24 protein-coding genes and 2 tRNA genes are annotated in these 25,782 nt (G+C 53.1%); 8 read left to right on the top strand and 18 right to left on the bottom strand.

What is annotated here, in order from left to right; translation table 11 throughout:
- Positions 1–126: 126 nt before the first annotated feature.
- Both RKA07_RS07850 and RKA07_RS07855 read left to right on the top strand, forming a co-directional pair.
- Positions 127–945, top strand: coding sequence for a hypothetical protein (locus RKA07_RS07850; RefSeq protein WP_200204967.1), 819 nt, complete (start codon positions 127–129; stop codon positions 943–945).
- Positions 946–1,019: 74 nt separating this feature from the next.
- Positions 1,020–1,451: a universal stress protein gene (locus RKA07_RS07855; protein WP_200204968.1), complete on the top strand. Its 432-nt coding sequence runs from the start codon at positions 1,020–1,022 to the stop codon at positions 1,449–1,451.
- A gap of 76 nt (positions 1,452–1,527) precedes the next feature.
- On the opposite strand, the gene RKA07_RS07860 is transcribed toward RKA07_RS07855, so the two are convergent.
- The 4 genes from RKA07_RS07860 to RKA07_RS07875 all read right to left on the bottom strand — a co-directional run bounded on the left by RKA07_RS07860 (position 1,528) and on the right by RKA07_RS07875 (position 5,154).
- Positions 1,528–3,498, bottom strand: a complete 1,971-nt coding sequence (locus tag RKA07_RS07860) for an ATP-binding cassette domain-containing protein (RefSeq protein WP_310966052.1) — start codon at positions 3,496–3,498, stop codon at positions 1,528–1,530.
- Positions 3,499–3,506: 8 nt separating this feature from the next.
- Positions 3,507–4,301: an MOSC domain-containing protein gene (locus RKA07_RS07865; protein WP_310966053.1), complete on the bottom strand. Its 795-nt coding sequence runs from the start codon at positions 4,299–4,301 to the stop codon at positions 3,507–3,509.
- 95 nt (positions 4,302–4,396) lie between these two features.
- A tRNA-Gly gene (locus tag RKA07_RS07870) sits at positions 4,397–4,472 on the bottom strand.
- Positions 4,473–4,551: 79 nt separating this feature from the next.
- On the bottom strand, positions 4,552–5,154 hold the full coding sequence (locus RKA07_RS07875) for a DUF924 family protein (RefSeq protein ID WP_310966054.1): 603 nt from the start codon (positions 5,152–5,154) through the stop codon (positions 4,552–4,554).
- Between the two features lie 101 nt (positions 5,155–5,255).
- Between RKA07_RS07875 and RKA07_RS07880 the strand changes: the two genes are divergently transcribed.
- From RKA07_RS07880 to RKA07_RS07890, 3 genes are all read left to right on the top strand, one after another.
- Positions 5,256–5,633, top strand: coding sequence for a sirohydrochlorin chelatase (locus RKA07_RS07880; protein WP_200204972.1), 378 nt, complete (start codon positions 5,256–5,258; stop codon positions 5,631–5,633).
- A gap of 11 nt (positions 5,634–5,644) precedes the next feature.
- Positions 5,645–6,547, top strand: coding sequence for a TIGR01777 family oxidoreductase (locus RKA07_RS07885; RefSeq protein WP_200371223.1), 903 nt, complete (start codon positions 5,645–5,647; stop codon positions 6,545–6,547).
- A 94-nt stretch (positions 6,548–6,641) separates the two neighbouring features.
- Positions 6,642–6,717 (top strand) — tRNA-Glu (locus tag RKA07_RS07890).
- 65 nt (positions 6,718–6,782) lie between these two features.
- Here RKA07_RS07890 and ccoM read toward each other — a convergent pair.
- Positions 6,783–6,938, bottom strand: a complete 156-nt coding sequence (gene ccoM / locus RKA07_RS17990) for a cytochrome c oxidase subunit CcoM (RefSeq protein ID WP_200371222.1) — start codon at positions 6,936–6,938, stop codon at positions 6,783–6,785.
- A gap of 243 nt (positions 6,939–7,181) precedes the next feature.
- Between ccoM and RKA07_RS07900 the strand changes: the two genes are divergently transcribed.
- From RKA07_RS07900 to pta, 3 genes are all read left to right on the top strand, one after another.
- Positions 7,182–9,599: a bifunctional diguanylate cyclase/phosphodiesterase gene (locus tag RKA07_RS07900; protein WP_310966055.1), complete on the top strand. Its 2,418-nt coding sequence runs from the start codon at positions 7,182–7,184 to the stop codon at positions 9,597–9,599.
- Positions 9,600–9,620: 21 nt separating this feature from the next.
- The gene (locus RKA07_RS07905; RefSeq protein ID WP_200204976.1) at positions 9,621–10,811 is read left to right on the top strand and encodes an acetate kinase; all 1,191 of its coding nucleotides are present in this window, start codon (positions 9,621–9,623) and stop codon (positions 10,809–10,811) included.
- Positions 10,812–10,890: 79 nt separating this feature from the next.
- Positions 10,891–13,047, top strand: coding sequence for a phosphate acetyltransferase (pta, locus tag RKA07_RS07910; protein WP_200371220.1), 2,157 nt, complete (start codon positions 10,891–10,893; stop codon positions 13,045–13,047).
- Between the two features lie 26 nt (positions 13,048–13,073).
- On the opposite strand, the gene der is transcribed toward pta, so the two are convergent.
- The 13 genes from der to trmJ form a co-directional block, all read right to left on the bottom strand.
- Complete coding sequence (gene der, locus RKA07_RS07915) at positions 13,074–14,495, bottom strand: ribosome biogenesis GTPase Der (protein WP_200204978.1); 1,422 nt, start codon at positions 14,493–14,495, stop codon at positions 13,074–13,076.
- Positions 14,496–14,512: 17 nt separating this feature from the next.
- Complete coding sequence (gene bamB, locus RKA07_RS07920; RefSeq protein ID WP_200371213.1) at positions 14,513–15,730, bottom strand: outer membrane protein assembly factor BamB; 1,218 nt, start codon at positions 15,728–15,730, stop codon at positions 14,513–14,515.
- Entirely contained in the window at positions 15,730–16,395 is a 666-nt protein-coding gene (locus RKA07_RS07925; protein ID WP_200204980.1) for a YfgM family protein, read from the bottom strand. Before RKA07_RS07925 ends, bamB begins: the two co-directional genes overlap by 1 nt.
- A 43-nt stretch (positions 16,396–16,438) precedes the next feature.
- Complete coding sequence (hisS, locus tag RKA07_RS07930; protein WP_310966057.1) at positions 16,439–17,719, bottom strand: histidine--tRNA ligase; 1,281 nt, start codon at positions 17,717–17,719, stop codon at positions 16,439–16,441.
- Between the two features lie 41 nt (positions 17,720–17,760).
- Positions 17,761–18,879, bottom strand: coding sequence for a flavodoxin-dependent (E)-4-hydroxy-3-methylbut-2-enyl-diphosphate synthase (gene ispG / locus RKA07_RS07935; protein WP_200204982.1), 1,119 nt, complete (start codon positions 18,877–18,879; stop codon positions 17,761–17,763).
- Between the two features lie 37 nt (positions 18,880–18,916).
- Positions 18,917–19,888 carry a RodZ domain-containing protein gene (locus RKA07_RS07940; protein ID WP_310966058.1) on the bottom strand — a complete coding sequence of 324 codons (972 nt, stop codon included), beginning with the start codon at positions 19,886–19,888 and terminating at the stop codon, positions 18,917–18,919.
- Positions 19,881–20,681: a type IV pilus biogenesis/stability protein PilW gene (gene pilW, locus RKA07_RS07945; RefSeq protein ID WP_200204984.1), complete on the bottom strand. Its 801-nt coding sequence runs from the start codon at positions 20,679–20,681 to the stop codon at positions 19,881–19,883. The genes RKA07_RS07940 and pilW overlap by 8 nt, the downstream gene beginning before the upstream one ends.
- A 40-nt stretch (positions 20,682–20,721) precedes the next feature.
- Positions 20,722–21,834, bottom strand: a complete 1,113-nt coding sequence (gene rlmN, locus RKA07_RS07950) for a dual-specificity RNA methyltransferase RlmN (RefSeq protein WP_200204985.1) — start codon at positions 21,832–21,834, stop codon at positions 20,722–20,724.
- A 62-nt stretch (positions 21,835–21,896) separates the two neighbouring features.
- A complete protein-coding gene (gene ndk, locus RKA07_RS07955; RefSeq protein ID WP_200204986.1) occupies positions 21,897–22,325 on the bottom strand; it encodes a nucleoside-diphosphate kinase in 429 nt (142 codons plus the stop codon).
- Positions 22,326–22,406: 81 nt separating this feature from the next.
- A complete protein-coding gene (locus RKA07_RS07960; RefSeq protein ID WP_310966059.1) occupies positions 22,407–23,555 on the bottom strand; it encodes an IscS subfamily cysteine desulfurase in 1,149 nt (382 codons plus the stop codon).
- A gap of 18 nt (positions 23,556–23,573) precedes the next feature.
- On the bottom strand, positions 23,574–24,071 hold the full coding sequence (locus RKA07_RS07965) for an Rrf2 family transcriptional regulator (protein WP_200204988.1): 498 nt from the start codon (positions 24,069–24,071) through the stop codon (positions 23,574–23,576).
- Between the two features lie 77 nt (positions 24,072–24,148).
- Positions 24,149–24,922: a serine O-acetyltransferase gene (gene cysE / locus RKA07_RS07970; RefSeq protein WP_200204989.1), complete on the bottom strand. Its 774-nt coding sequence runs from the start codon at positions 24,920–24,922 to the stop codon at positions 24,149–24,151.
- Positions 24,915–25,778: a tRNA (cytosine(32)/uridine(32)-2'-O)-methyltransferase TrmJ gene (trmJ, locus tag RKA07_RS07975; protein WP_200204990.1), complete on the bottom strand. Its 864-nt coding sequence runs from the start codon at positions 25,776–25,778 to the stop codon at positions 24,915–24,917. The genes cysE and trmJ overlap by 8 nt, the downstream gene beginning before the upstream one ends.
- Positions 25,779–25,782: the final 4 nt, after the last annotated feature.

Genomic DNA, 25,782 nt, shown 5'->3' on the forward strand with positions numbered 1-25,782 from the left:
TTCAAAGATATTTACATTTCCCGAATCCCGGGCCCACAAAACTGCTTGATTGGCCGGGAAACTTACTTTACCTTCGATCTACGACTTTCGTACACAATAATAAACGCTTTACGGAGAATCCGTCCGATGAAATCCACCTACCTGGGCGCTCGCGCCTCTATGGTTGCCTCACTGTTTCTGTTTTTGCTCACATCGATGAACGTAAAGGCACAGGAGTCTGACGACTTCCTCGCCCAGCTACATAACTTCCGCGTAAGCAATTATGTCGCGCTTGACGCCTACTACCGTTTTATCGGATCCGGCAGCACCAATACCTTGAACGAGATTGTGGCGGGTATCAACTCAGCCAACGACGCCATGAACCTCGTTACGAGCAACACAGGTGGCGGACTATCCAATGAGCAACTTGAAGAGCTCAACAGTCAGTTCGATAAATTCAAAAACCTGATGCGCGACAACATAAACGATGTCCGGACAACTGGTTATCCGGACTTGCGGCTGGTTTCAGACATGGCCAACCAGGCGCTGGAAATGAACAGCAAGGCATCCGAACTCTACCAGATTGCCCAGGAAACCTCGAAGACACAAACAAGTCCACGGGTAGAAGCAGCCCGGATGGGAGCAGTCGTCATCGCCCAGATGATGGCCAAGTACTCGGTTCGCACCAACTCTTCGGTTGCGCAAATATTTCAAGGCTCTGCCCTCGAAACGTCACTTGATGATCAGGCTAAAGAATTCGACATGCTGCTTGAAACAATGAGTACAGGCGAAAGCAAAGAAGAGCTGAGTGAACTTTTGAGCGATGTAAATGCAAAATGGCAGTTCATCCGGGGCTCTTATATCAACTACAACGAAAACAACGTGGGTTTTGTAATCGACCGGTATTCCAAACGCATTCTCGAAAGCCTGTCTTCCGTTATCTCTTTGCTCCAGCAAAACGCCTGAGCAGCACCGGAGCCCTTCCCCCGGTCGGGCTCGCGTATTATGCTGTAGGAAAGCCGATACAAAAGGAGTTAGGGATGTCTGCATACAAAAAGATGCTGGTTGCTATCGATCTTACCGAAGAAGCACCTCAGGTTCTGGAAAAAGCAAAGATCATGAGCGAAGCTCACGGTGCCAGCCTTGTTCTGGTGCACGTTGTGGAGCCAGTGGGGTATGCCTATGGCGGAGATATTCCAATGGACCTTACCGAGCTTCAAACTCAGCTCGATAAGGCCGCCCGGGAACAGCTTGCTGCATACGGTGCTCAGTATGGCGTTGACAAAACCAACCAGATTGTAACTGTGGGCCGGCCGGAATCGGAGATACACCGCTTGGTCAAAGAACAGGCTGCTGACCTGGTGATTGTGGGAAGCCACGGACGGAAGGGTTTCCAGCTGCTACTGGGCTCCACTGCAAATGGCGTTTTGCATGGCACAGAGTGCGACGTTTTAGCGATCAGAATTCGCTAAGTCGCCCTGCAACATCCAGCTTTAAAGAAAAGCCCGGGGCAATTCCTTGCCACCGGGCTTTTTGTATCTGAAATCCTTAACCAAGTGTCTGCTCTTCCAGCTCCATCCACCTCTCGATCACCTTCTCGAGCTTGAGCTCTTTCTGCTCCAGCTCTTCCAGAACCTCTGCAACCTCTTCAGCCGCCCCTGAATAGAAATCAGCAGAAGAAATTCGTGCCTGAATGCTCGCAACATCCTGTTCCAAGGCCTCTATTTGCCCCGGCAACTGTTCAAGTTCGAGCTTTAACTTATAACTCAACTTGACTGGCTTGGGCTTACTGGCATCGCCATCTTGCGACCCCGCTGCGACCTGATCACCCTTCGCAACAGAATTAACATTGCCCTTGCCACTATTTTGCTTCCCTGACTTTGCCGCTTTGTCGTGCCGATCGGGTCGCGCGCCCGTTGCCTCAGCCGGGAAACGCCCCCCCTGTCGACGCCAGTCGCTGTATCCACCTACGTATTCCCGCACATAGCCAGAACCGTCCAGGAAAACCGTTTCCGTTACAACGTTATCGAGGAATTCACGGTCGTGGCTGATAACAATCACGGTACCGGCAAACTCGGAAAGCTGCTCTTCCAGCAACTCAAGGGTTTCCACATCCAGATCGTTGGTTGGCTCATCGAGCACCAGAATGTTTGCCGGCTTACTGAACAGCTTGGCCAGCAACAGCCTTGCACGCTCACCCCCGGAGAACACCCGAACAGGGGATCTCGCCCGCTCAGGGGTAAAAAGAAACTCCTGCAAATAGCCGAGCACATGCTTGCTTTGGCCGTTGATATCAATAAATTCCCGACCTTCCGACAAGTTGTCGAGAGCATTCAGACTGAGGTCGAGTTCACCACGAAGCTGGTCAAAATAGGCAACCTCGAGATTTGTTCCCAGGCGGATGGTGCCCTGTGTTGGCTCAAGACTACCCAGTAACAAGCGTACCAGTGTTGTTTTACCAGTTCCGTTCTCTCCCACAAGGCCAATTTTGTCGCCCCGAAGCACAGTGAGGTTCATATCCCGAATAATGGCTGTCCCATCCGGGTACGCAAAGCCGGCACCCACTGCCTCAACCACCAGCTTGCCTGAGCGTGCCGCATCCTCCACTGCGAAGGTTGCTGTGCCACCCCTGACCCGACGCTGCCGATGCTCTTCCCGCATCGCTTTCAGCGCCCTGACCCGACCCATATTGCGAGTGCGACGAGCTTTAATGCCCTGACGTATCCAGGCTTCTTCCTGTTTCAGCCTCTTGTCGAAAAGGGCATTTTCCCGTTCTTCCTCTTCAAGGGCCTTTTCTTTCAGATCAAGATATCGGTCATAAGACGCTGCAAAACTAACCAGCTTGCCGCGATCCAGCTCCACAACCCGGGTAGCCATCCGCCTGATAAAAGCACGATCGTGGCTCACGAAAAGCATGGCGCCACGAAACGCACCAAGAGCCTCCTCAAGCCATGCAATGGCTGGCACATCAAGATGGTTGGTTGGCTCATCCAGCAAAAGAATATCGGGCTCTCCAACGAGTGCTTTTGCCAACAGAACACGGCGCTGCCATCCACCGGAAAGCGTATTAAGCCGCTGATCCGGATCAATACCATATTGCGCCAGAATGGCCGTAACCTTCTGATCAAGCCGCCACCCGTCAAGCGCTTCGATACGCTCCTGAACCTTCATCATACGATCAAGACTGGACTCGTCTGCGCTTTGTGTAAGCGTATGAAACTCTGCAAGAAGCTGACCCGCTTCAGGGAAGGCTCCCGACACAACTTCGTATGCCGTCCTGGTGTCGTCAGACGGCAGGTTCTGGGGCAAAACCGCCAACACCGCGCCATCGTCAAGGCGCACCTTGCCACCATCCGGAACAACCTCGCCGCTCACGATTTTCAGAAGAGTCGACTTACCCTCGCCATTCCTTCCTAACAGGCACACCCGCTCACCAGCTTCAATATTCAGTGAAGCCTGATCAAGCAGCGGGTGCATTCCGAAAGCCAGGGAAATCGAGTCCAGCGTTAACAGTGGCACGTTGTTTTCTACTCCGATTCGATAACAGTGACGGAATCATCCACATGGATCACTCCGGGGGATTCATGAATAGCATTCTGGCCGAAGATTACGCCATCTGGCGTTCTGCGGTAACCTGAGAGCGCCCTCAAGGGCTGCAGGCCGGGATCTTTTAGACCCGTATCCGGGTCAACCGTGGTCAGAATACAGCGGGAACTTGGCTTCACGATACTGAAGCACTGCTCTCCCACCGAAATCTTACGCCAGTGGTCTTCCTGCCAGGGAGCCGGGCCCTCGATAACAATGTTGGGCCTAAACCTGCGCATATCTACGGGCGCGTCAAGACGCCCATTCAGCTCATCCAATGAAGCCAGATTGGTGATCAAAAAAGGAAAGCCATCAGCAAAGCCTACACGGCGATACTCACTTACATGCCCGGCATCGACCCGCCGAAACGAGGAATCGGGCATATAGACAAGACGCAGAGTCTTGCCGCAAAAGCGGCTCAGCGCTTCACTGGCAAACGACTCGCCCTCAAGAGCTTTAACCCAGTCGCGCCAGACCAGCACTCGTAGTTCCTGACCTGTCTGCTGCAATGTGAAATCGCCCTCACCCGGTATTCGGATACTGACACCCTCTGCAGACAGAGAGGCTGATACCCTGGCCAACACCGGAAGCTCCCTCTGGGTAACAAAGCGGCGTTCCTCATCGACTATCATCCATCGCCGGTCGCCTTTAGGACCGAAGTCATCCATTTCAAAACAGGAAACCTCAATACCAGCGAGGGACTTTACTGGGTAAACATGGAGTGAGTGAACTTTCAAGGCGCGTCTCCAGAGCCAAAATCAAGTGTGGGGAGGCGGCAAGTATAACCAAAAACAAAAAACCCGGCCTCTTTCGAGGCCGGGTTTCCGGAATCTGGAGCGGGAAACGAGATTCGAACTCGCGACCCCGACCTTGGCAAGGTCGTGCTCTACCAACTGAGCTATTCCCGCAATATTGACCAGCTTGCGCTGACAACGGATGTGTATTCTACGCATCCCGCCCCTTTCGTCAACCTCCTTTCCAAACTTTTTATTGCCCAAATCGATTAGCGGTACCCAAATAGTCCCTTTCCGCCTCACTAGAGGGTCTTCTGAGCGCCTGGTTTCGATGAGGAAACCGCCCAAAACGCTCAATGATTTCATGGTGGTCCTGCGCGGATCGTAGAAAGCTTTTCAAAAAATCCTGCAGCATCCCCGTAGTGGATGCTACCAATTGCTCATAACACTCAACCGACAGAGCCTGGTCATCGAGTCGCTCCGAGTGTTGCAACGGCATATACATAAATGCGCGCTGAATCGGCGGGAGCGCAACATCACACCCCTTACACATAGCCTCTTTACAAAGCTCCTTCGCCTGCTTGTCCTGCTCGAACGCAAGTGCGCCGCCCCGGAAAATATTTCTGGAAAACTGGTCGAGCAGGATAATCTCAGCTAACCGACCACCTGGTGTCTTACGCCAGTGATCTAGCCCTTGTTCCGACGCAAACAGAACCATGGAAAGAAAGCGGCGACGTATCTCCTGGTCGAACTTCCGGCTTGAGCGAAACCAACGATTGCGGTGTTCGCTATCAGGCAATCCATTTTCATCAAATTCTCCGAACCAGAAATCCAGAATCTCTTTCCAATCGAACATTAAAGAACACCCTGTTATCTTGATTGAAGGGACCAACAGAGAATACCGGCCCGCAACCAGATTTACGACAGACACCTTTGACAGATCATAGAGGAGCGCTGATGAGCAGTCGTCGCGTCATTTTGTTAGCCCACGGCAGCAGCGACAAACGCTGGTGCAACACATTCGAAACTCTCGCCGAGCCGACGCTAAAGGCTGTAACCAACTCCAGAATTGCCTATATGGAGCTGGCTGAGCCATCCCTGGAGGCTGTCGTGCATGAAGGCGTGTCAGCCGGGAGCCTGGAATTCACCGTTGTTCCACTCTTTCTCGCCGCCGGACGTCACCTGCGCAAAGATGTGCCAGCCATGATCGAAGCTCTTGAAAATTCTACAGGGGCAAGCATTACGCTATCCCCTCCTATTGGAGAGAACCCCTTGCTGGGACAGGCAATCAAGGATGTAGTGACACAGCAGCTCGCCCATAACACCGACGATTAGGGAGCAACATCATGAACAAGTGCGTACTTATAACCGGTGGTACTGGCTTTATTGGCGGAGAACTTTGCAGAAAACTGCTTGATCGTGGCTACAAGCTTTCTGTTTTAAGCCGGCAGCCTGCCGATGTGGTACGCATGTTGTGTGGCCCGGTGGAGGTGATCCATAACCTTGAAAGCCTCCGCGGCCACCAGGGTTACGATTCCGTGATCAATCTTGCAGGGGAAGGCATCGCCGACAAGCGCTGGAGTGACCAGCGACTACAAGCACTTTCCGATAGTCGTATTGGCTTGACCAACACCCTGACAAAGGTCATTCAGAGCTGGGAACAAAAACCCAAGGCCATGGTTTCTGGCTCAGCCGTTGGCTTTTATGGTGATCAGGGTGACGCACGAGTAACCGAAGGTACTGCGCCTCACGATGAGTTTACTCACCAGATGTGCAGGGATTGGGAAAATGCAGCACTCAAGCTGCAGCCCCTTGGGGTACGCATATGCCTCTCCAGAACCGGCATTGTGGCAGGTCCTGAGGGAGGTTTTTTAAAACGCATGGTTTTACCGTTTAAACTTGGACTCGGCGGGCGACTCGGTTCCGGGCATCAATACATGCCCTGGATTCATCGTGAGGATGCAGTAGCGGCTCTTATCTGGATGCTGGAGTCGCCACAGGCCTCCGGAGCCTACAATGTAGTGAGTCCCAACCCTGTCACCAACCGTGAGTTTACGAGCTGCCTCGCTCACACTCTCAAGCGACCCGCCATTTTCCCGGTTCCGGCACAAGTGCTTAAGCTGGCGCTGGGAGACATGTCACGGCTCTTGCTAACAGGTCAAAAGGCGATTCCAGAAAGACTGATCGACGCCGGATTCGTGTTTCGCTATCCGACGCTCGCAGAAGCGCTCGAAGATGCCACCAAATAACTTATTCGTTTTTTTACATCAAAAACGTTGACAGGGGTGAAAGGCTTACCTAATATACGCGCCACCTCGACGAGGCAAAGGTTTAAAGCGTTGCGTCCCCTTCGTCTAGTGGCCTAGGACTCCGCCCTTTCACGGCGGCAACAGGGGTTCGAACCCCCTAGGGGACGCCATTTTTACCTCTCAAAATACCCGAGAAGAAAAATGAGCTTATCTGCCGAAGTCAAGGCTCGCCCTTTCAGGCGGCCTTTCTATCCAGCTTGATATCCTTCTTTATTGGATTGGCAGCGTGAGATTTTTGGTCTCGCATCACGAATATGCCTACGCCAACAAAAAAAGCCACCATAAGTAATACAGTCGCAATTCCAGCGAAAACCACCACGTCCATATACATAATTCTTCTCCTGCCCTTATTCAAACTTGATTGAGCTCAGATTACGTCACTCCAGAATACAGATATTGATCTACATCAATGGCGGCATCACTGCTGTAACTCAAAAACACGCGAATACAAAAGTGAACATAATTCTCCCACGTTTTCGCGGATTTGCAGGGAATTTGGATAACAGGACTGTTATAGTCAGCCAATAATGGACTATCCGCTTATATCAACCGGACTGGGTGGCTGACGTACAAGATGCCGAAACTGCCGACACGCTTACAACGTTTTCGCTCGGGCTCTCCCCTGTCCTTCAGGCTGCTTGCTTGGATACTTCTATTCAGCTCGGTTTTCACGCTGATTGCATCGGCTATTCAAATCTATTCTGATTACCGCAAAGACCTTTCGCAGATTGACAGCCGCATGCATGTGGTTGAATCCGGATACGCATCCAGTCTGGCCCGAAGCCTTTGGGCCCTTGACCAAAAACTGCTCCAGACCCAAATGGAAGGGATTCTCAGCCTGCCAGACATTGTTCATCTGAGGCTGGGCATTGAGCCCGACTCTGAACTGGTTATGGGGGAGATCCCCCGAGGTTCCGATACCAAATCGCACCAGTTTGACCTGGTTCACGAGGGCGAAGGGACATTCAAGCTGGGTGAACTCACGGTAACAGCCAATCTGGATCGTGTTTATGAGGACCTGAAAGTTAAGGTAGGCATTATTCTCGCCACTCAATTCCTTAAGACTTTTTTTGTATCGATGCTAATCATCTGGGTTTTTCAGCATTTTGTTACCCGCCATCTGACAACTATGGCCAACTACGCCAAAGACATCTCCCTGAAGAACCTCGGCACCCCTCTAACTCTTGACCGTCCAGACACGCCGTCGCACCGCAACGATGAAATTGGTCGGGTAAGCGATGCAATAAATCAGATGCGCGAGCGTCTGAATGACGACATGGTGCGCCAGGAAAAAGATGCCGCCGAAATCCATAAATTTTCCATGGCAATTGAGCAAAGCCCTTCCTCCGTTGTTATTTGCGACCGTCAGTGGCGGGTCGAGTTTGCAAACCACAAGTTCACACAGCTTACGGGTTATAACGCAAAAGCGATTGTCGGCCGACACCCTGGCGCATTAAGCGACAACAGCATGGAAATCCGTGAAAACCGCCAACTATGGCAATCCATCCGCCTGCAGGTTCAGCGCGTTGGTGTGTGGCAGGGTGAAGTGAACAGTGCACGGCGCAATGGCGAGCGCTTTTGGGAGCAGTTGATCGTAACACCCATAAAGGACGGCACCGGTGAAGCAACGGGCTACCTCATTCTTGGTGAAGACATTAGCATCCGAAAACGCTACGAGCAGCAGTTATTGCGCCAGGCAAACTACGACATACTGACGGGTTTGCCTAACCGCATGCTCGCGCTAGACCGGCTCAAACTGGCACTGGCTCAAGCTCGCCGCGAGGGCTCCATGGTTGGGGTCATGTTTTTGGATCTTGATAACTTCAAGCACATCAACGACACCCTGGGCCACGATGCCGGCGATAATCTGCTGATTGAAGCTGCGAGGCGAATATCCAGCTGTCTGCGGGGAACAAGCACCGTTGCAAGACTTGGCGGCGACGAATTCCTTGTGATACTGCCAGGGCTAAATGGCTCTGAATCCGCGGCACAGGTAGCTGAGCGCATTCTTTCAAACTTTACTCCGGCCTATACCCTGAATGGCCAGGAAGTTTTTGTTACGACCAGCATCGGTATTGCAATTTTCCCGACCGATTCCGACAACAGCGGCACCCTTCTACAGCACGCGGATGCTGCCATGTATCAGGCAAAGCGTCAGGGCAAAAGCTCATACGCACACTTCACCCCCGAAATGTCTGAGGTATCCCATGAGCGGCTACAAATGGAATCCCGCATGCGGAGAGCATTGGAGCTGAACGAGTTCGAACTTTATTTTCAGCCAATTGTTAAGACCGCTACCGGCAAAGTGCACGCTGTAGAAGCGCTACTGCGATGGAACAACCCTGCTATGGGCATGATAATGCCGGATCGCTTTATTCCGCTGGCCGAGGAGACAGGTCTTATCATTGCCATTGGCGAATGGGTGCTTGAGCAAGCCTGCCTTGCAGCCACCGGTTGGAGGGCAATCACTGGCCGGGACATTGGAATTTCAGTCAACGTGTCACCAAGACAGTTCAGGGACTCCGGGTTTATCAACGCAGTGATGCGCGCGCTATCAAACAACGACCTGGCTCCGCAGTTGCTGGAACTGGAAATCACCGAACGCCTGCTGCTAGACAACTCAATCGAAACTGCCGAAATTCTCAGGGAACTGGATAGGGCTGGCATTCGCCTCTCCGTCGATGATTTCGGTACGGGTTACTCAGCTCTCAGTTACCTCAAGAGCTACCCGTTCGACACCCTGAAAATCGACCGCACCTTCATCAACGATGTGACCAAAACCCAAGGGGGAGGCTCCCTTGTGCGTGCGATAATCAACATGGCACACAGCCTGGGCCTGACTATCATAGCCGAAGGCGTTGAAGAGGAAGCACAGACCCTTTTCCTGAAGCAGGAAGGCTGTGATATGTCTCAAGGCTATTTCTACAGCCGCCCACTCCCTGCCGGGGAGTTCAATGAATGGCTCAATACCAATCACCAGACACAAACGTGACACTCAGGGAACCAGGGAAACATGACACAATCCATTCTTGTCGTTAACTGCGGCAGTTCGTCTCTGAAACTTGCGCTATTCGATGAAAATGAAAACAAATTGGCCTCTGCGATAGCAGAGAGACTGAACGGATCAGACGCATTTGCGCGAATCGATGGTGATGACCGCACTGTACCTCTGCCGCGCAATGCCAACCACAAACAGGCTTTGACGGCTTTGGTATTGGCGTTTCGCGAGCGTAAGTTAATGCCGGCAGCCCCCACGTCTGTAGGGCACCGCGTGGTGCACGGGGGCGAAACCTTCCGCGAAGCTGTTCTGATCAACGATGATGTGGTTGAAGCCATCAACGACTGCGCAGGCCTGGCTCCGCTTCATAACCCGGTCAATCTTGCCGGGATTGAAGCCACCCGGGAGCAATTTCCCGAAACACCGCAAGTCGCCGTGTTTGATACCGCTTACCACCAGACTCTTGCACCCCATGCATACCTATATGCACTGCCCGAATCCTTCTATCGGGACTGGAGCGTAAGGCGTTATGGATTCCACGGAACCAGCCATTTCTTCATGGCCAACGAAGCCGCTCGCCTACTCGACAAAACCCTTGCAACCACCTCGATCATTTCCGCCCACCTGGGCAATGGTTGCAGTATTACGGCAATCAAAGATGGTTTCAGTGTCGACACCAGCATGGGGCTGACACCGCTGGAAGGGCTGGTAATGGGAACCCGCTGCGGTGACATTGACCCAGGGCTCTTTGATTACCTGAGTTCCCGGGGTATGCAGTTAGCCGACGTTCATAAGGAACTTAACAAGAACAGCGGGCTCCTTGGAATCTCTGGCAAAACCAACGATATGCGCACCCTGTGTGAATTGGCTGATCAAGGACACGAGCCTTCAGCTCTTGCCATCGACATATTCTGTTTCCGCTTGGCAAAGTACGTTGGCGCCATGATGGCATCACTGGACCACCTTGATGCACTGGTTTTCACTGGCGGTATTGGCGAAAACAGCAGTCGGGTCAGGCAAAAAACACTAGGTCATCTGAAGTTGCTCGGGTTTGAGCTGGATGCAGACAGGAATGAGCACAACGGTCGTCAAAGCGGTGGCAGAATAGAAAGTGCCGGTTCGCGATTCCCGGTCCTGGTCGTCCCGACAAATGAAGAGCTTGTAATCGCACGCGAGGCTTCGCGCCTGGCTGCCAGTTTTAGATAGATCTGCCGGGCTGTCTGCCTACTCTATCGCCAGAACCTGCCACCAGAACTTATTACCTGAACTACCGGAACCTCTTTCTATGGCTAAAAGTCTGTTTATTGCACCTACTTCAATGGATTCTGGGCTCACATCTGTTTGTCTGGGCTTGTTGCGCGCCATGGAGCGCGTTGGCATCAGCGTTGGATTCTACAAGCCTTTTTACCAGTCAGTAAACCAGGCCGAGTCGCGGCATAACGATGGTAAGGATTCATCCGTGACCTTTGTCCGTTCGCGGAGCCATCTGCAGCCCCCTGAACCGATTCCCCTGAAGAAGGCTCAGCACCTGCTTAACCGTGGCAAATCCGATCTGCTCATGGAGACAGTAGTAGGCGAATACCAGAAAGTCGCCAAAGATGTCGATGTTGTGATTATTGAAGGCCTTGTTCCCGACCGTCGCGAAGCCTACATAGCCCGTCTTAACGTGGAAGTGGCGCGTAATCTGGGTTCAGACGTGGTGTTGGTCAGCACACCGGGCAAGAGCAGCCCTCTCGAACTCGATGAGGAGCTGGATTTCGCTGCACGCCTGTTTTCCGATGTCTCGGCTCAGGATGTGATTGCCGTTATCCTCAACAAGCTTGGTGAACCCGAGCGCTCAGGAATGGAACCCTACAGCAATATCAGCCAGACCGAAGGTGAAACTCCAGACTACCGCAATAGCTGCAAGGTGTTCCGGGATGGGCGCTTCCGCTTGCTGGGCCAGATCCCGTGGCAGTCTGATTTATTAGCACCGCGTGTGTCTGATATTGCCCGCGAGCTAAATGTGCCGGTGCTGTATGAAGGCCAGATGCACACTCGCCGGGTGCAAAGGGTATCTGTCTGCGCACGCTCCATCCGCAATATGACGGAAACTCTGGGTCCAGGCACCCTGATGGTGACCCCCGGCGATCGCGAAGACATTATTGTGACAACGGCCGTTGCGGCGTTAAATGGCGTTCCCCTGGCGGGCCTCATGCTGACCGGCGGGCTTATGCCTGATCAACGGGTGATTGACCTGTGTTCGCGGGCCCTGCATACAGGCTTACCAGTACTGAGCTCACCTGCCAATACATACGAAACCGCCCACATGCTGGCGAACCTCTCCAACGCGATTCCCACTGACGACCCCGACCGTGTCGAGAAAGCGATGGAAGCCGTAGCAACCAAGATTGATACCGACTGGCTGCAGGAACACCTGCGCGTTGAAGTTCAGAGCCGGCTGTCCCCTCCGGCATTCCGCTATCAGCTATCTGAGCGGGCGCGGGCAGCAAACAAGCGCATCGTACTGCCAGAAGGCAGCGAACCGCGCACGGTTCAGGCAGCAATCATTTGCCACCAACGCAAACTTGCACGCTGCGCCCTGATTGGCAACGAAGCAGAAATTCGAGATGTAGCAGCGTCGCAAGGCTTTGAGCTGCCCGAGGATATTGAAATCATTGACCCGATTGAGGTGCGAAAAAACTATATCGCTCCCATGGTCGAACTGCGCAAACACAAAGGGCTCGCGCCGGATATGGCCGAGGCGATGCTTGAAGACAACGTGGTTCTGGGCACCATGATGGTCGCTCTGGATGAGGCCGACGGACTTGTTTCCGGCGCTATCCACACCACCGCAAACACCGTGCGCCCTGCCCTGCAGCTAATCAAGACCCATGACCATGCAAAAGTAGTGTCTTCGGTTTTCTTCATGCTGCTTCCACAACAGGTATTGGTGTACGGTGACTGCGCCATCAACCCCGACCCCAATGCAGAGGAGCTGGCCGATATCGCAATCCAGAGCGCTGAATCTGCAGAAGCGTTTGGTGTGGAGCCCGTCGTTGCCATGATCAGCTACAGCACTGGCGAGTCAGGCAGTGGGCACGATGTGGAGAAGGTGCGAGAAGCAACCAGAATAGCCCGTGAACGCAGGCCAGACCTGCTTATTGATGGCCCGCTGCAATACGACGCTGCAGCCATCGAAAGCGTAGCGCGGAGCAAAGCGCCGAATAGCAAGGTTGCGGGTAAGGCGACGGTGTTCATCTTCCCGGATCTCAACACCGGGAACACCACCTATAAGGCGGTTCAGCGTAGCGCTAATGTGGTGAGTATTGGCCCAATGCTTCAGGGCCTGAGGAAACCGGTTAACGATCTCTCGAGGGGGGCGTTAGTAGAGGATATTGTGTTTACCATTGCACTGACAGCGGTGCAGGCAAAACAGGTTGAGGATGCGGGGCTGGCCTGAGCCGCCCCGCTCAACAAACAGGCCTGTCAGCGTTTGGTGCTTTTCTGACGGGTCTTTTTCACATGACGACCTGCCTTCAGATCATTGTCCTGCTTAACCTTCTGGCGAGGCGTCTTCCGATCAACCTTGTTGGCGAACGGGTTCTCGGCGGAACGGAACTCAAAGCGGATTGGTGAACCAGTCACATTCAGCACTTTGCGAAACGTGTTTTCGAGATAGCGCTTGTATGAGCCAGGTAAGGCATCTGTCTGATTGCCATGGACAACAACTACCGGCGGGTTAGATCCCCCCTGATGTGCATAGCGCAACTTGATTCTGCGCCCACGAACCATAGGCGGCTGATGCTGAGCAATAGCATCCTCCAGAATGGCTGTCAGTCGGTTGGTCTGCCATTTAGCCATAGCCGACTCATAACAGGCTTCCACTGACTCGTACAGAACCCCCACGCCAGAGCCATGGAGCGCAGAGATATAGTGCTTGTCGGCATAATCGAGAAAGTCCAGGCGGCGCTTCACCTGCTCCTTCACTTGAGCGCGGGCTTCAGGATCCATGCCATCCCACTTGTTGACCGCAATGACCAATGATCGGCCCGCATCAAGGACAAATCCGATCAGGTGCAAATCCTGATCAACAAGCCCTTCACGGGCATCAATAACCAGTATCACAACATGGGCGTCGTCGATGGCCTTTAATGTTTTGATAATGGAAAACTTCTCCACCGCTTCATTCACATTCTTGCGGCGACGAATACCTGCGGTATCGATAAGAGTATATTGTTTTTCGTGGCGCTCATAAGGGATATAAACACTATCCCGGGTCGTGCCAGGCATGTCATAAACGACCACCCGCTCCTCGCCCAGCATGCGGTTCACCAGTGTGGATTTACCCACGTTGGGACGACCAACAATGCCAATGCGAATACCCGGATAACGATCCGCCCGATCGGCTGCTTCACGCTCTTCTGCAGAAGGCAGGAGCATCTCGAGCATAGATCGTATGCCGCGGTTGTGGGATGCGGCAACCATAAACGTTGATGCAAACCCGAGGCTATAAAATTCAGCCGCAGCTACATCGGGATCCTGTCCGTCGGTCTTGTTAACCACAAGATGAGCCTGCTTGCCCGACCGACGCAGATGATCCGCTATCATTTCGTCCCCGGCAGTCAGGCCTGCACGTCCATCAACCAGGAAAAGAACTATGTCTGCCTCGTCTACGGCCTGCATGGACTGCCGGGCCATTTCGATATCCAGCCCCTCTTCTGTTCCTGTCAGGCCACCGGTATCAATAACGATAAAGCGCTGCTCTTCGTAAGTGCCCTCACCGTACTTGCGATCCCGGGTCAGGCCGGGAAAATCCGCCACCAGAGCATCGCGGGAACGCGTCATCTGGTTGAATAATGTCGACTTGCCAACATTTGGCCGGCCAACAAGGGCAATTACTGGGGTCATAATGGTTCGCTATACAGTTAATTTAGGCCCGGCCTTTGGCCAGAGCGTTGAGGAAGCGCAGATCCGTTCCGATCCCTCAGTGTGAATACAGACAATTTACCGCTGTTTCCGAAAACCATCAGATTACCATTGGCCAGGCGCTGCAATGGAACCCGGAGGCCATCACTATCATAGCGCGTCTGACCAACAAGGCGTCCATCATCTGCAGACAGTACATGCAGATAACCCTCGTAATCGCCAACAACCAGATAGTTGTCGTAAACAGCCGGCTGAGTCAGCTGGCGCCAGGACAATCCTTCCTGAAGCCATACCTCTCTGCGATCGGAGCCACGGTAGGCAACAACATCGCCGTTAGCAGATGACATATATATATTGCCACCGCCAATCATTGGGGCTTGCAAGCTGGATGCCTTACGGCTCCATATTTCCTGACCGGTACGTATATCGACCAGAGCAAGTTTTCCCTGGTATCCAGAGACCATTATCGCACTATCAAGCACCAACGGCTGACCCGCAATATCTACCAGCCGTTCCAGCTCCGTGCGTCCCTGAGGCTGCCCAACTTCGTACTGCCACAAAGGCTGGCCCGATTCGGCAGCCAAGGCCATGAGCTTTCCGTTGGAGAACGACGCAATCACCACATCGCCGCCTACCAATGGCGCGGCAGCGGCCCTCAGCGACAGAGCTGGCACCACCCCATCGTACTGCCAGACTATTTCGCCATCAGCTGTATTAAAAGCCAGAACCCTGCCATCCGTTGTCTGGGTTACCACGAGAGATCCGTTTGATTGAGGCGCTGCCAAAGCTTCTGTGGGCAAGGCCTTGCGCCACAGTTCGCGCCCGTCTTCACGGGAGAGCGCAATCAGATCTGCTTCACGAGTGACCAGATAGAGTTGGTCCAGATCCCCGCCAACACCCGCAAATATGCGATCTTCAAGCTCCCTCTTCCACAGCAACTTCCCGGTTTCCGAATTCACAGCAACCAGCGCACCGTCAGCGGAGGCTGCATACACAACCTCTCCAGCATTCAATGGTGCCAGATACAGAAAATCGTCGTCATGCCCGTCGCCGACCGACATTTTCCAGACAGTTTTAAACGTAACGGTAGTGTCCACTTCAGGAACCGGCACCGGTTGTTCAAAGGTATCGGTTGTGCTGCACCCCGCCAGACCCAGCCCTGCTATAAGGACAGAAAAAACACCCGCCCGAAACAGCCTGCTGCCAGCAAACCTCATCAGGCCTCCTCTCCAACGCCAAGATCAGAAAGCTTGAGCTCCAAAATACCGCTGCGGCCTTGCTGGCTTTGTTCACGGGCCGCCAGATAAGCGTCAAGCGCACCTTTCTTGTCACCCTTTGCCAAAAGAATATCTCCACGCAATTCAGAGAAAATTGCAGCAAAAGCATCGGCACTTTCCGCATTCCCTGCTCCATCAATGGTCGCCAGCGCATCATCATAACGCTCGGCAGAGAACTGGGCGCGAGCCAGGCGATTGCGAACCACAAGCGCCAGTGCTTTATGGTCACCGGCTTTTTCCAGAGCCCACTCAAGAGACGCAACGGCTGCTTCTGCATCCTGGTCTTCAACCAGTTGCTGACGAGCCAGAATCAGGTTGCCATATACGGCATACGCGCTTCCGGCATGATCTTCGCGCAATGTGTTAGCCACAAACGCAACGGTTTCACTGGCAGTCTCATCCGCCTGATTACCGAACGCGTTCAACAGTGTGGCGAACTGGTTGGCAGCTTCGGCTCGCTGTTGCTCCTGATGGTTCTGCCAAGCCTGCCAGCCGAACACAATCGCAAGGGCGGCACCGATACCAATGAGCAGAGAACTGCCATTTTTCTTCCACCAGTCCTTGATCGCCTGAACCTGTTCTTCTTCGGTGCGCAATTCCGCCATGATGACTCCTGTAATGGTTTATTACTTTTATATTGGTACGAATTCAGTTCGCCAAGGCTTTCGCCAGCACCGCTGCAAGATCACTCTGTGCCACACTGCTTTGTTCTTCATCGGAACGCAGCGGCTTGAGACCTGCCGTTGCATTCTCAATTTCATTGTCGCCCAGAATCACTGCATACCGAGCGCCACTTTTGTCTGCTTTTTTCATCTGGCTTTTGAAGCTGCCACCGCCACAATGACTGATTACAACCCGGCCATCGAGTTGATTGCGCAGGGTTTCTGCCAGCGCCATCGCAGGTGCTATTGCTGCATCACCCATAGCAGTTACATACACATCTGCATTGCTGTTTGCCTCTTCGGGCACAAGCCCCAGGGTATCCAGCAGCAGAATGAGACGTTCCAGCCCCATGGCGAAACCGACAGCAGTCGTCGGCTTGCCTCCAAGCTGCTCTACCAGGCCATCGTACCGACCGCCTGCACAGATAGTTCCCTGGGCACCAAGGCTCTCGGTAACCCACTCAAAAACAGTTTTCCCGTAATAATCGAGCCCACGAACCAGGGCTGGATTAACGGTGTAGGCGATGCCAGCAGCATCCAATAGCTCTTTTAGCCGCCCGAAATGCTCACGTGATTCTGCATCAAGGTAGTCTTCCAGACGCGGTGCATCGGCAAGCAACTTGCGGGTGCCCGGGTCTTTGGTGTCCAGAATGCGCAGCGGATTTGTATCGAGCCGTCGCTGGCTGTCCTCATCAAGCTCTGATTTGTATTGCGTGAGGTATTCAACCAATGCCCCACGAAACTCTTTGCGAGCAGCAGATGACCCGATTGAGTTAATTTCCAGACGAGCATGATCTGTAAGACCCAGTTCCTGCCAGAGCCTGGCAGTAAGAATCAACAGTTCTGCATCAATGTCCGGCCCCTGAATACCGAAGCACTCAACGCCAATTTGATGGAACTGGCGATAGCGTCCTTTTTGTGGCCGCTCATGCCGGAACATCGGCCCGGTATACCACAACCGGCGGGTCTGGTTGAACAACAGACCGTGCTCTTCAGCAGCGCGAACACACCCGGCTGTTCCTTCAGGCCGAAGCGTCAGGCTATCGCCGTTACGATCGTCAAAGGTATACATTTCCTTTTCGACGATGTCTGTAACTTCACCAATAGAGCGTTTAAATAAATCTGTCTGCTCGACAATAGGCATCCGGATTTCCTGATAGCCATATTGCCGGAGCACTCTGCGCGCGGTGGACTCAACGAACTGCCAGATGGGAGTCTGTTCTGGCAGGATATCATTCATCCCGCGTATTGCCTGAATCTTAGCCAATGTAAACCCTTAATTCCTGCTGGAAAATCGTGCCCGCTCGATCACTTGCCCGTGCGCGCAATAATGGCATCTTCCTGTTCCTTCTTCCGGGCGATTTCTTCACGAATCAACCGTTCAAGATCGTCAGTAAGATTGGCATTATCAAGCTTCTGGTTTGGCTTGCCCGCCCTGTAAAACAGATTTTTGGGGCTACCTCCCGTCAAACCGATATCCGCCACTTTGGCTTCACCGGGGCCGTTAACAATGCAGCCGATGATGGCGACATCCAGGGATTCATTTACGTCTTCGAGGCGTACTTCGAGATCGTTCATGGTCTGAATAACGTCGAAGTTCTGGCGGGAGCAGCTTGGGCATGCAATAAAGTTAATGCCCCGGCTACGCAAGCGAAGACTTTTGAGAATATCGAAACCGACTTTGATTTCCTGGACCGGGTCTGCGGCCAGCGACACCCTGATAGTATCGCCTATGCCATCCATCAACAGCATGCCAAGGCCGATAGATGATTTAACCGTGCCAGACCGGAGCCCACCTGCCTCGGTGATGCCGAGGTGAAGCGGCTGATCGATCTGGGTCGCGATCTTGCGGTAGGCTTCCACCGTCATGAACACTTCCGAGGCTTTCAGGCTCACTTTGAAGTTCTGGAAATCATGCCGGTCAAGAATATCGATATGGCGCATGGCCGACTCAACCAAGGCGTCCGCCGTGGGTTCGCCGTATTTGCGCTGAAGTTCTTTTTCAAGTGACCCGGCATTAACGCCGATACGCATAGGTATGTTGCGATCACGGCAGGCACTGATGACAGCACTCACCCGGTCGTCACGACCAATATTGCCAGGATTGATACGCAAGCAATCCACACCAAGCTCGGCAACCCGCAGCGCTATTTTATGATCAAAATGGATATCTGCAACCAACGGCAGGGACACCCGCTCGCGAATCTTTCCGAAGGCATCGGCAGCCTCCATTGAAGGCACAGATACCCGGACAATGTCGGCACCTGCATCCTGCAGCGCAGTAATCTGACCCACCGTTGCGTCAACATCGCAGGTATTGGTGTTGGTCATGCTCTGGACGGCTATGGGTGCATCGCCACCAACGGGAACGTCCCCAACCATGATTTGGCGGGATTTGCGTCTTTTGATCGGGGATTCGTGTTTCATGTGCTTACGACCGATATAGATAAGTGCAAAAAGATGTTCAGATAGTCAGCGTGAACTCAGAACGGTTGTTCACTACTGGAAAGTCCCTTATGTCTACAGTCTCTCCCTGGAAGCGAATGCTATCGACGGTGCTGACAGCGCCAATAACAACCTTCAAAGGGGCTTTGCCAGACACCTGCAGTGTATCGCCCGCTCGCTGAAGGGAACTCGCCAAACGGTTTCCACTGGCATCACGTACCTGCACCCAGCAATCACCCGTGAACGCAATTTCCAGCATCCCCGACACAGGACCAGTTTCATCGCTGACCGGCACCTGTACCAGAGCAGGTTCTATGGTTTGAGCCACAGCGGGTATCTGGCCCGTCACTTCAGGCTCGACAACCTGCTCAGCCTGACTATCGAAGACCTCCGGTCCTTCCGCATTGGCTTCGTCGAGATAGCCAGAATCCGTCACGCCTTCTCCACTGCCAGCATCATCACCGCTGGGCTCGACAGGCAGGCTGACCTCATCTTCCGGCACCGCGTCATCAGGCTGGGCCATAATATCAGTTGAAGCAGGAAGCTCCGCGTCTGCTTGGCCAGCAGTAAACTTCGGCACAACAAATGTAATGATCAGGGCACCCATTGCCACGATTGCCACAATCAGCAAGAAAAGCTTGGCGATGCGGCGCTTTCTCCGCCTCCGGCGCTCAATATCAATTAACGGGTTGGCTTCCATTTCCCGTGCTTTTTGGATTCGTGCCGGCTCAAGCTCAACATTAAGGTCTGCAATAATGGCGTCAGCGTCCAGGCCCACCTGCTTCGCATAGGCCCGAACATAACCCTTAAGGAACAACTCACTGTCGATTTGCGCATAGTCGCCGTTCTCAATAGCCTGAACAACGCCATTCCTCAAATGCTGGGCGTCGGCAATCTGGGCAATGCTCAGCCCCTGCTTTTCCCGAGCCCGCTTCAGTTGCTGGCCAACGGCTTCTTTCGCTGCATTTTGTTGGGAGTCATCACTAGTCATTTGCAATCAATGCCTTGTATTGTTGGTACTCTACCGACTCCGGGTATTTGTTCTTTAACTGCAAAGCCAGGCTGGCTTCCTGATTACGATCCCCGGAATAACGCGCAATACGAATACCCGTAAAAAGACTCTCGGGTGAATGCTGCAAATTCAGGTTACGCTGCATGATCAACAAAAGGCGGTCGTAATAGCGCTTGGCCCCGGCCACATCGCCCGATTCAACCATCACCCGGGAGAGCGAAAGCAACGAGCGGGCGTCGCCACGGGTAAGCTCCGACGCGCGACGATAGGAAACGATTGCATCGTCCTGCTCTCCAAGGCGCTCCTGTGTCATGCCCAGGTTGTAAAAAACAGACCCACGATCTTTGTAACTCGTATCTCTGGACGCTGCACTAAACTGATCGCGCGCCTCAGCAAACCGCTGCTTGGAGTACAGAAAGGCGCCATAATACACTCTTGCGCGCGTGTACCCTGAGTCCTTGGAGATTGCTTTTTTGAAGTTCTCTTCGGCCAACTCTGACTCGCCATCAGCATTATAAATCAATCCTAGAGCGGCAAGGGCCTGAGGGCTATTTGGTTCTATTTCGAGAGCACGATCCAGGTGATGTCGCGCACGCTCGATATTACCTTGGCCAATATAGGCTGAAGCAAGCTCAACATAATTATCAACAGCTTTTTGACGATCCGCTTCTCGGGAAAAACGGTTATCGGTTGTGGTGACACATCCGGTGACTAACAGAGCAACCAACAAGGCTGCTACAGAACAACGTCCATTTAGCAATTTTTTAGCCATAGAATGCGTTCCTCGCGGGTTAAGCACTGCAAGCGTCCTTTCAGGAATTCACCTGCTGAACATTGATGTATCGTTGGCTTCTACGGGTACGATCTTCTACCTGCCCGACAAGCTGACCACATGCAGCATCAATATCATCGCCGCGAGTTGTTCTGATGGTTGCGATGTAGCCTGCCTCGTTAAGAACAGCCTGAAAACGCCGGGTAGCGTTCATGCTAGGCCGACGGAAGTCGCTTTCCGGGAACGGGTTAAAGGGAATAAGGTTGATCTTACAGGGAATATCCCGCAGCAACTCCGCCAGTTCGTGAGCATGCTCTGGCTTATCATTCATGCCTTCAATAACCGTGTATTCAATGGTGGCTTTGCGCTTGTCAGGAAGACGGCTGAAATACCTTTTAGTGGCCGCCAGAAGTTCCGCAATCGGGTACTTCTTGTTAAGCGGGACCAGTTTATTTCTCAGTTCATCATTGGGCGCATGCAGGGAAATGGCCAGTGAAACATCGGTAACTTCCGCCAGTTTATCAATGCCCGGAACCACACCAGAAGTACTCAGGGTAACCCGACGCTTGGAGATTCCATAAGCGAGATCCTCCATCATCAGATTCATTGCATCCACCACGTTGTCGAAATTCATCAGGGGCTCCCCCATCCCCATCATGACAACGTTGGTAATTGGCCGATCCGGACCTGGCTCAAACGGCATGAAAGCTTTGCGCGCCACCCACACCTGCCCGATAATCTCGGCAGCCGTCAGGTTTCTGTTAAAACCCCGCTTGCCCGTTGAGCAAAAGGTGCAATCAAGGGTGCAGCCGATTTGCGAAGACACACACAAGGTGCCTCTTTCGCCGTCGGGTATGAGAACAGTTTCTACACTGTTGCCGTTATCCATACGCATGACCCACTTGCGGGTGCCGTCTTTCGACGTTTCGTCGTAGACAACTTCCGGGCCGCGAATCACAGCTATTTCCTTGAGCTTTTCCCGCAGGGATTTGCTCACATTGGTCATTTGATCGAAGTCATCCACACCCCGCTGATGCATCCACTGGAGCATTTGAGTAGCGCGAAAACGCTTCTCCCCCAGGGATTCAAAGAAAGCTTCAAGCTTGGCTTTCGGCATTCCCAGCAGATTGGTCTTTTCAGCAGCAGCTGTCATTCTATAACCTCGATCAGATAATCAATGCGGGGGCCACCAATGGCAGCCCCCGACCAACAAAATCAGCCGCGCGGGCAGATTTCGTTGTCACTGAAGAAGTAAGCGATTTCACGCTCTGCAGAAGCTGCAGAATCGGAACCGTGAACCGCATTCGCATCAATAGATGTAGCGAAGTCAGCGCGGATCGTACCGGCGTCGGCTTCTTTAGGGTTAGTTGCACCCATCAGGTCGCGGTTCTTAAGGATGGCGCCTTCGCCTTCCAGAGCCTGAACCACAACAGGACCAGAAGTCATGAACGCAACCAGATCATTGAAGAAAGGACGCTCTTTGTGCTCAGCGTAAAAGCCTTCAGCCTGCTCCTGGGTAAGGTGCATCATGCGTGACGCTACGATGCTCAGGCCGGCTTTTTCAAAACGGCTGTAGATTTCACCGATCACATTTTTTGCAACTGCATCGGGCTTGATGATGGAAAGCGTGCGCTCATTAGCCATGGTACTTCTCCTATAGGGATTGGGTTATGGAATACGGGTGAATTTCAGGCCTGCGATTATACGCAGTCAGAGGCCCACTGCCTACCGCACTGCGCGCAAGCGGGTAACAACATCAACAATTTGTGCGCTGGCAAAGGCAATTTCCTCTGACGTGGTAAAGCGCCCGATGGAAAACCTTAGTGCGCGATGGGCCAACTCTTCACTCAACCCTATACCACGAAGCACATAAGAAGGCTCGATGGTGGCAGACGCGCACGCCGATCCGGATGAAACAGCCAGTTGCCTAAGGCCGAGCATCAGAGACTCTGCATCTACGCCTTCAAAAGAAAGATTCATTATTCCCGGCACACGGCACGTCTCTGAGCCATTGAGCGACACCCCCGACAAGCCTTCAAGACCACCAAGAAACTCAGCACGCAAGGCTTCCAGCTTGCGGATCTCATCCACAAGACCCAACTCAGAGATTGCAAATGCTTTGCCCATGCCCACAACCTGGTGCGTTGGCAAGGTTCCCGAACGCATACCCCGCTCATGGCCACCACCATGAATCTGAGCCTCAATGCGAACATCCGGCGAGCGCCTCACATAAAGTGCGCCCACACCTTTGGGGCCGTATACCTTGTGCCCCGAGAGAGACATAAGATCGACAGGCATAGTGGCAACATCAACAGCGATCTTACCAGCAGCTTGGGCCGCGTCGACGTGAAACAGAACACCGCGGGCTCGCAGCTCGGCCCCAATCGTGCTGATATCTGTTACACACCCCAGTTCATTGTTCACAAGCATCAGGCTAACCAGAATGGTTTCTGGCTTAAGCGCATCAAACACTTGCTGTGGCTGAATCACACCGTCACTTCCTGGTTCCAGCCAGGTAACTTCAACACCACGGGCTTCAAGCCACTTACAGGTATCAACAACGGCCTTGTGCTCAATCACAGATGTAATAATGTGCGCTTTGTCGCGGCCCGCTACCGCACCTTTAATTGCAAGGTTGTCCGATTCAGTTGCTCCGGAAGTCCAGACAATTTCGCGAGGGTCAGCATGAATCAGGCTAGCCACCTGACCTCGGGCAGCCTCAACGGCCGCCTCAGCCTGCCAGCCAAAACCGTGGGAACGGGAAGCCGGGTTACCAAAAAAACCATCCGGCGTCAGGTATTTGATCATTTCTTCCGCAACAGCGGGATCAACGGGCGTTGTTGCCGCGTAGTCGAGGTAAACAGGCTTTTTCATAAAATACAGAGGCTTGATTCAGGCGGGCGCCTGATCTATCAGACGCTCGGTATTAATTGTGTCGGAATCGCCTTCGGCTTGACGGCGATTCTGCCGGTCCGCTACCTGGCGGATTTCATGTCGTTGCATCAGATCCCCGAGACTGATCCCGCTAAGAAACTGATGAATCTGATCACTCAAGTCAGACCACAGATGGTGCGTCAGGCATTTTTCACCATTCTGACAGTCGCCCTTATTACCACAACGGGTCGTATCCAGGGACTCACTGACCGCATCAACTACTTCGGCAATGTAAATACTGGCCGCCCCGCGGCTAAGGTGATAGCCACCGCCGGGCCCACGTATACTCACCACCAGTTCCCGGCGGCGAAGACGTGAGAACAGCTGCTCCAGATAGGAAAGCGATATTTCCTGACGGGCTGAAATATCCGCTAGAGTTACCGGCCCCTGCCCCCCGTGGAGAGCAAGATCCAGCATTGCCGTAACGGCGTAGCGGCCTTTAGTAGTCAACTTCATGGCATCAGCCCCATGATGGGAATGAATCTCAGTTTGCGAGACTGAGTATGAATTGACCAAGTAATTCAGTCAAGTATTCAGCCGCGCTCCTCGCTTTCATCACGCACGCAATCAAAGTCACCTTCATCAAGTACCGGAAGCTCTCCGTTCTGGTACTCGCTGTTCACTTTGCGCAGCGCCTTGCACATGATCTCAATGCGATCATCCACTGCATGCATGTGATCCAATAGAGCTCGCATGGAGCGAGCCACCGGGTCCGGCATCTCCTCGGTTACGCCATAGGCATCGAACCCCATGCGCTCTTCCATAACCTTACGGCGAGCATCGTCTTCCGTTTTTTGCTTCACGATAATTCGCCCGGGAATTCCAACAACAGTCGCACCAGCCGGAACTGCCTTGGTGACCACCGAGTTAGACCCAACCTTGGCGCCCTCGCCTACTTCAAAGGGCCCCAGTATCTTGGCTCCTGCACCAACAACCACACCATTGCCAATTGTGGGATGCCGCTTACCCTTATTCCAGCTTGTTCCGCCGAGAGTAACCCCTTGGTACAGAGTTACATCGTCGCCAATAATTGTTGTTTCTCCTATTACCACACCCATGCCATGGTCAATGAAGAAGCGCCGGCCAATGGTTGCGCCGGGATGTATCTCTATACCCGTAAACCATCGAGCCAAGGTCGATATTGTACGAGCCAGCCATTTTAGCCCGGCATTCCACAACCAATGAGAGAACCGGTGAATTAGCAGAGCATGAAGCCCCGGGTAATTAGTGAGCACCTCAAAGGTGTTCCTGGCGGCAGGATCCCGATGAAAAACACTGTTTATATCTTCTCGCAAATGCCTAAACATGGCCATTATCCTGCCCGGTCAGCTCTGTACTGGCCTTGGTTGAATTGGAATTTCCGGATACGCCTGCCGCTTTTTGAACGGCACTCAAAATGCCCCGGAGAATGTTGATTTCCATCTGATCGAGTTTTGCCCGCTGGAACAATCGGCGCAAGCGAGACATCAATTGCCGGGGATTGTCGCGACGATGGAAATCCACATCATGCAACGTCTGCTCAAGATGACCAAAAAAACCTTCCACATCACCCACCTTGGCAGGCGGCACATCCCACCCAGCATCGCCTGGCGCCAACATCGGCTTTAAGTATGGGCTGTCTTTGCCATCTTCAAGATTACGCAAGAAAAGCATACGCAATTCGTAGCACATAATCTGAACCGCCATAGACAGGTTCAACGAGCTGTAATCCGGGTTTGTAGGAATATGAATATGGTAATGACACAGGTGGAGCTCATCGTTGCTCAGTCCATGGTTCTCACGCCCAAACACCAGCGCCACGGGGCCTGACAAGCTCTTCTCTGCAGCAATCTCAGCGGCTTCTGGTGGCGGCAATACTGGCCAGGGAATTTTCCGACCCCTGGCGCTGGTACCCATCACAACAATGCAGTCTTCAAGTGCTTTGTCCAGGGTTGGCACCACCTGGGCTCTGTCGAGTATGTCAGACGCACCGGCCGCTCGAGCGTATGAGGCTTCATCAGGAAAAGAGTTGGGATTAACCAGCCAAAGATTGGCCAACCCCATGTTTTTCATGGCCCGCGCGACGGCCCCGATGTTCCCGGAATGAGAGGTCTCGACCAGGACAATTCGGATTTTATCCTGAAACGCGTCTGGCCCTTCCAGAGGCGGAGATGGCTTATGCATTGGT

The sequence above is a fragment of the Marinobacter xiaoshiensis genome (assembly GCF_031631795.1).
Classification (GTDB): domain Bacteria; phylum Pseudomonadota; class Gammaproteobacteria; order Pseudomonadales; family Oleiphilaceae; genus Marinobacter; species Marinobacter xiaoshiensis.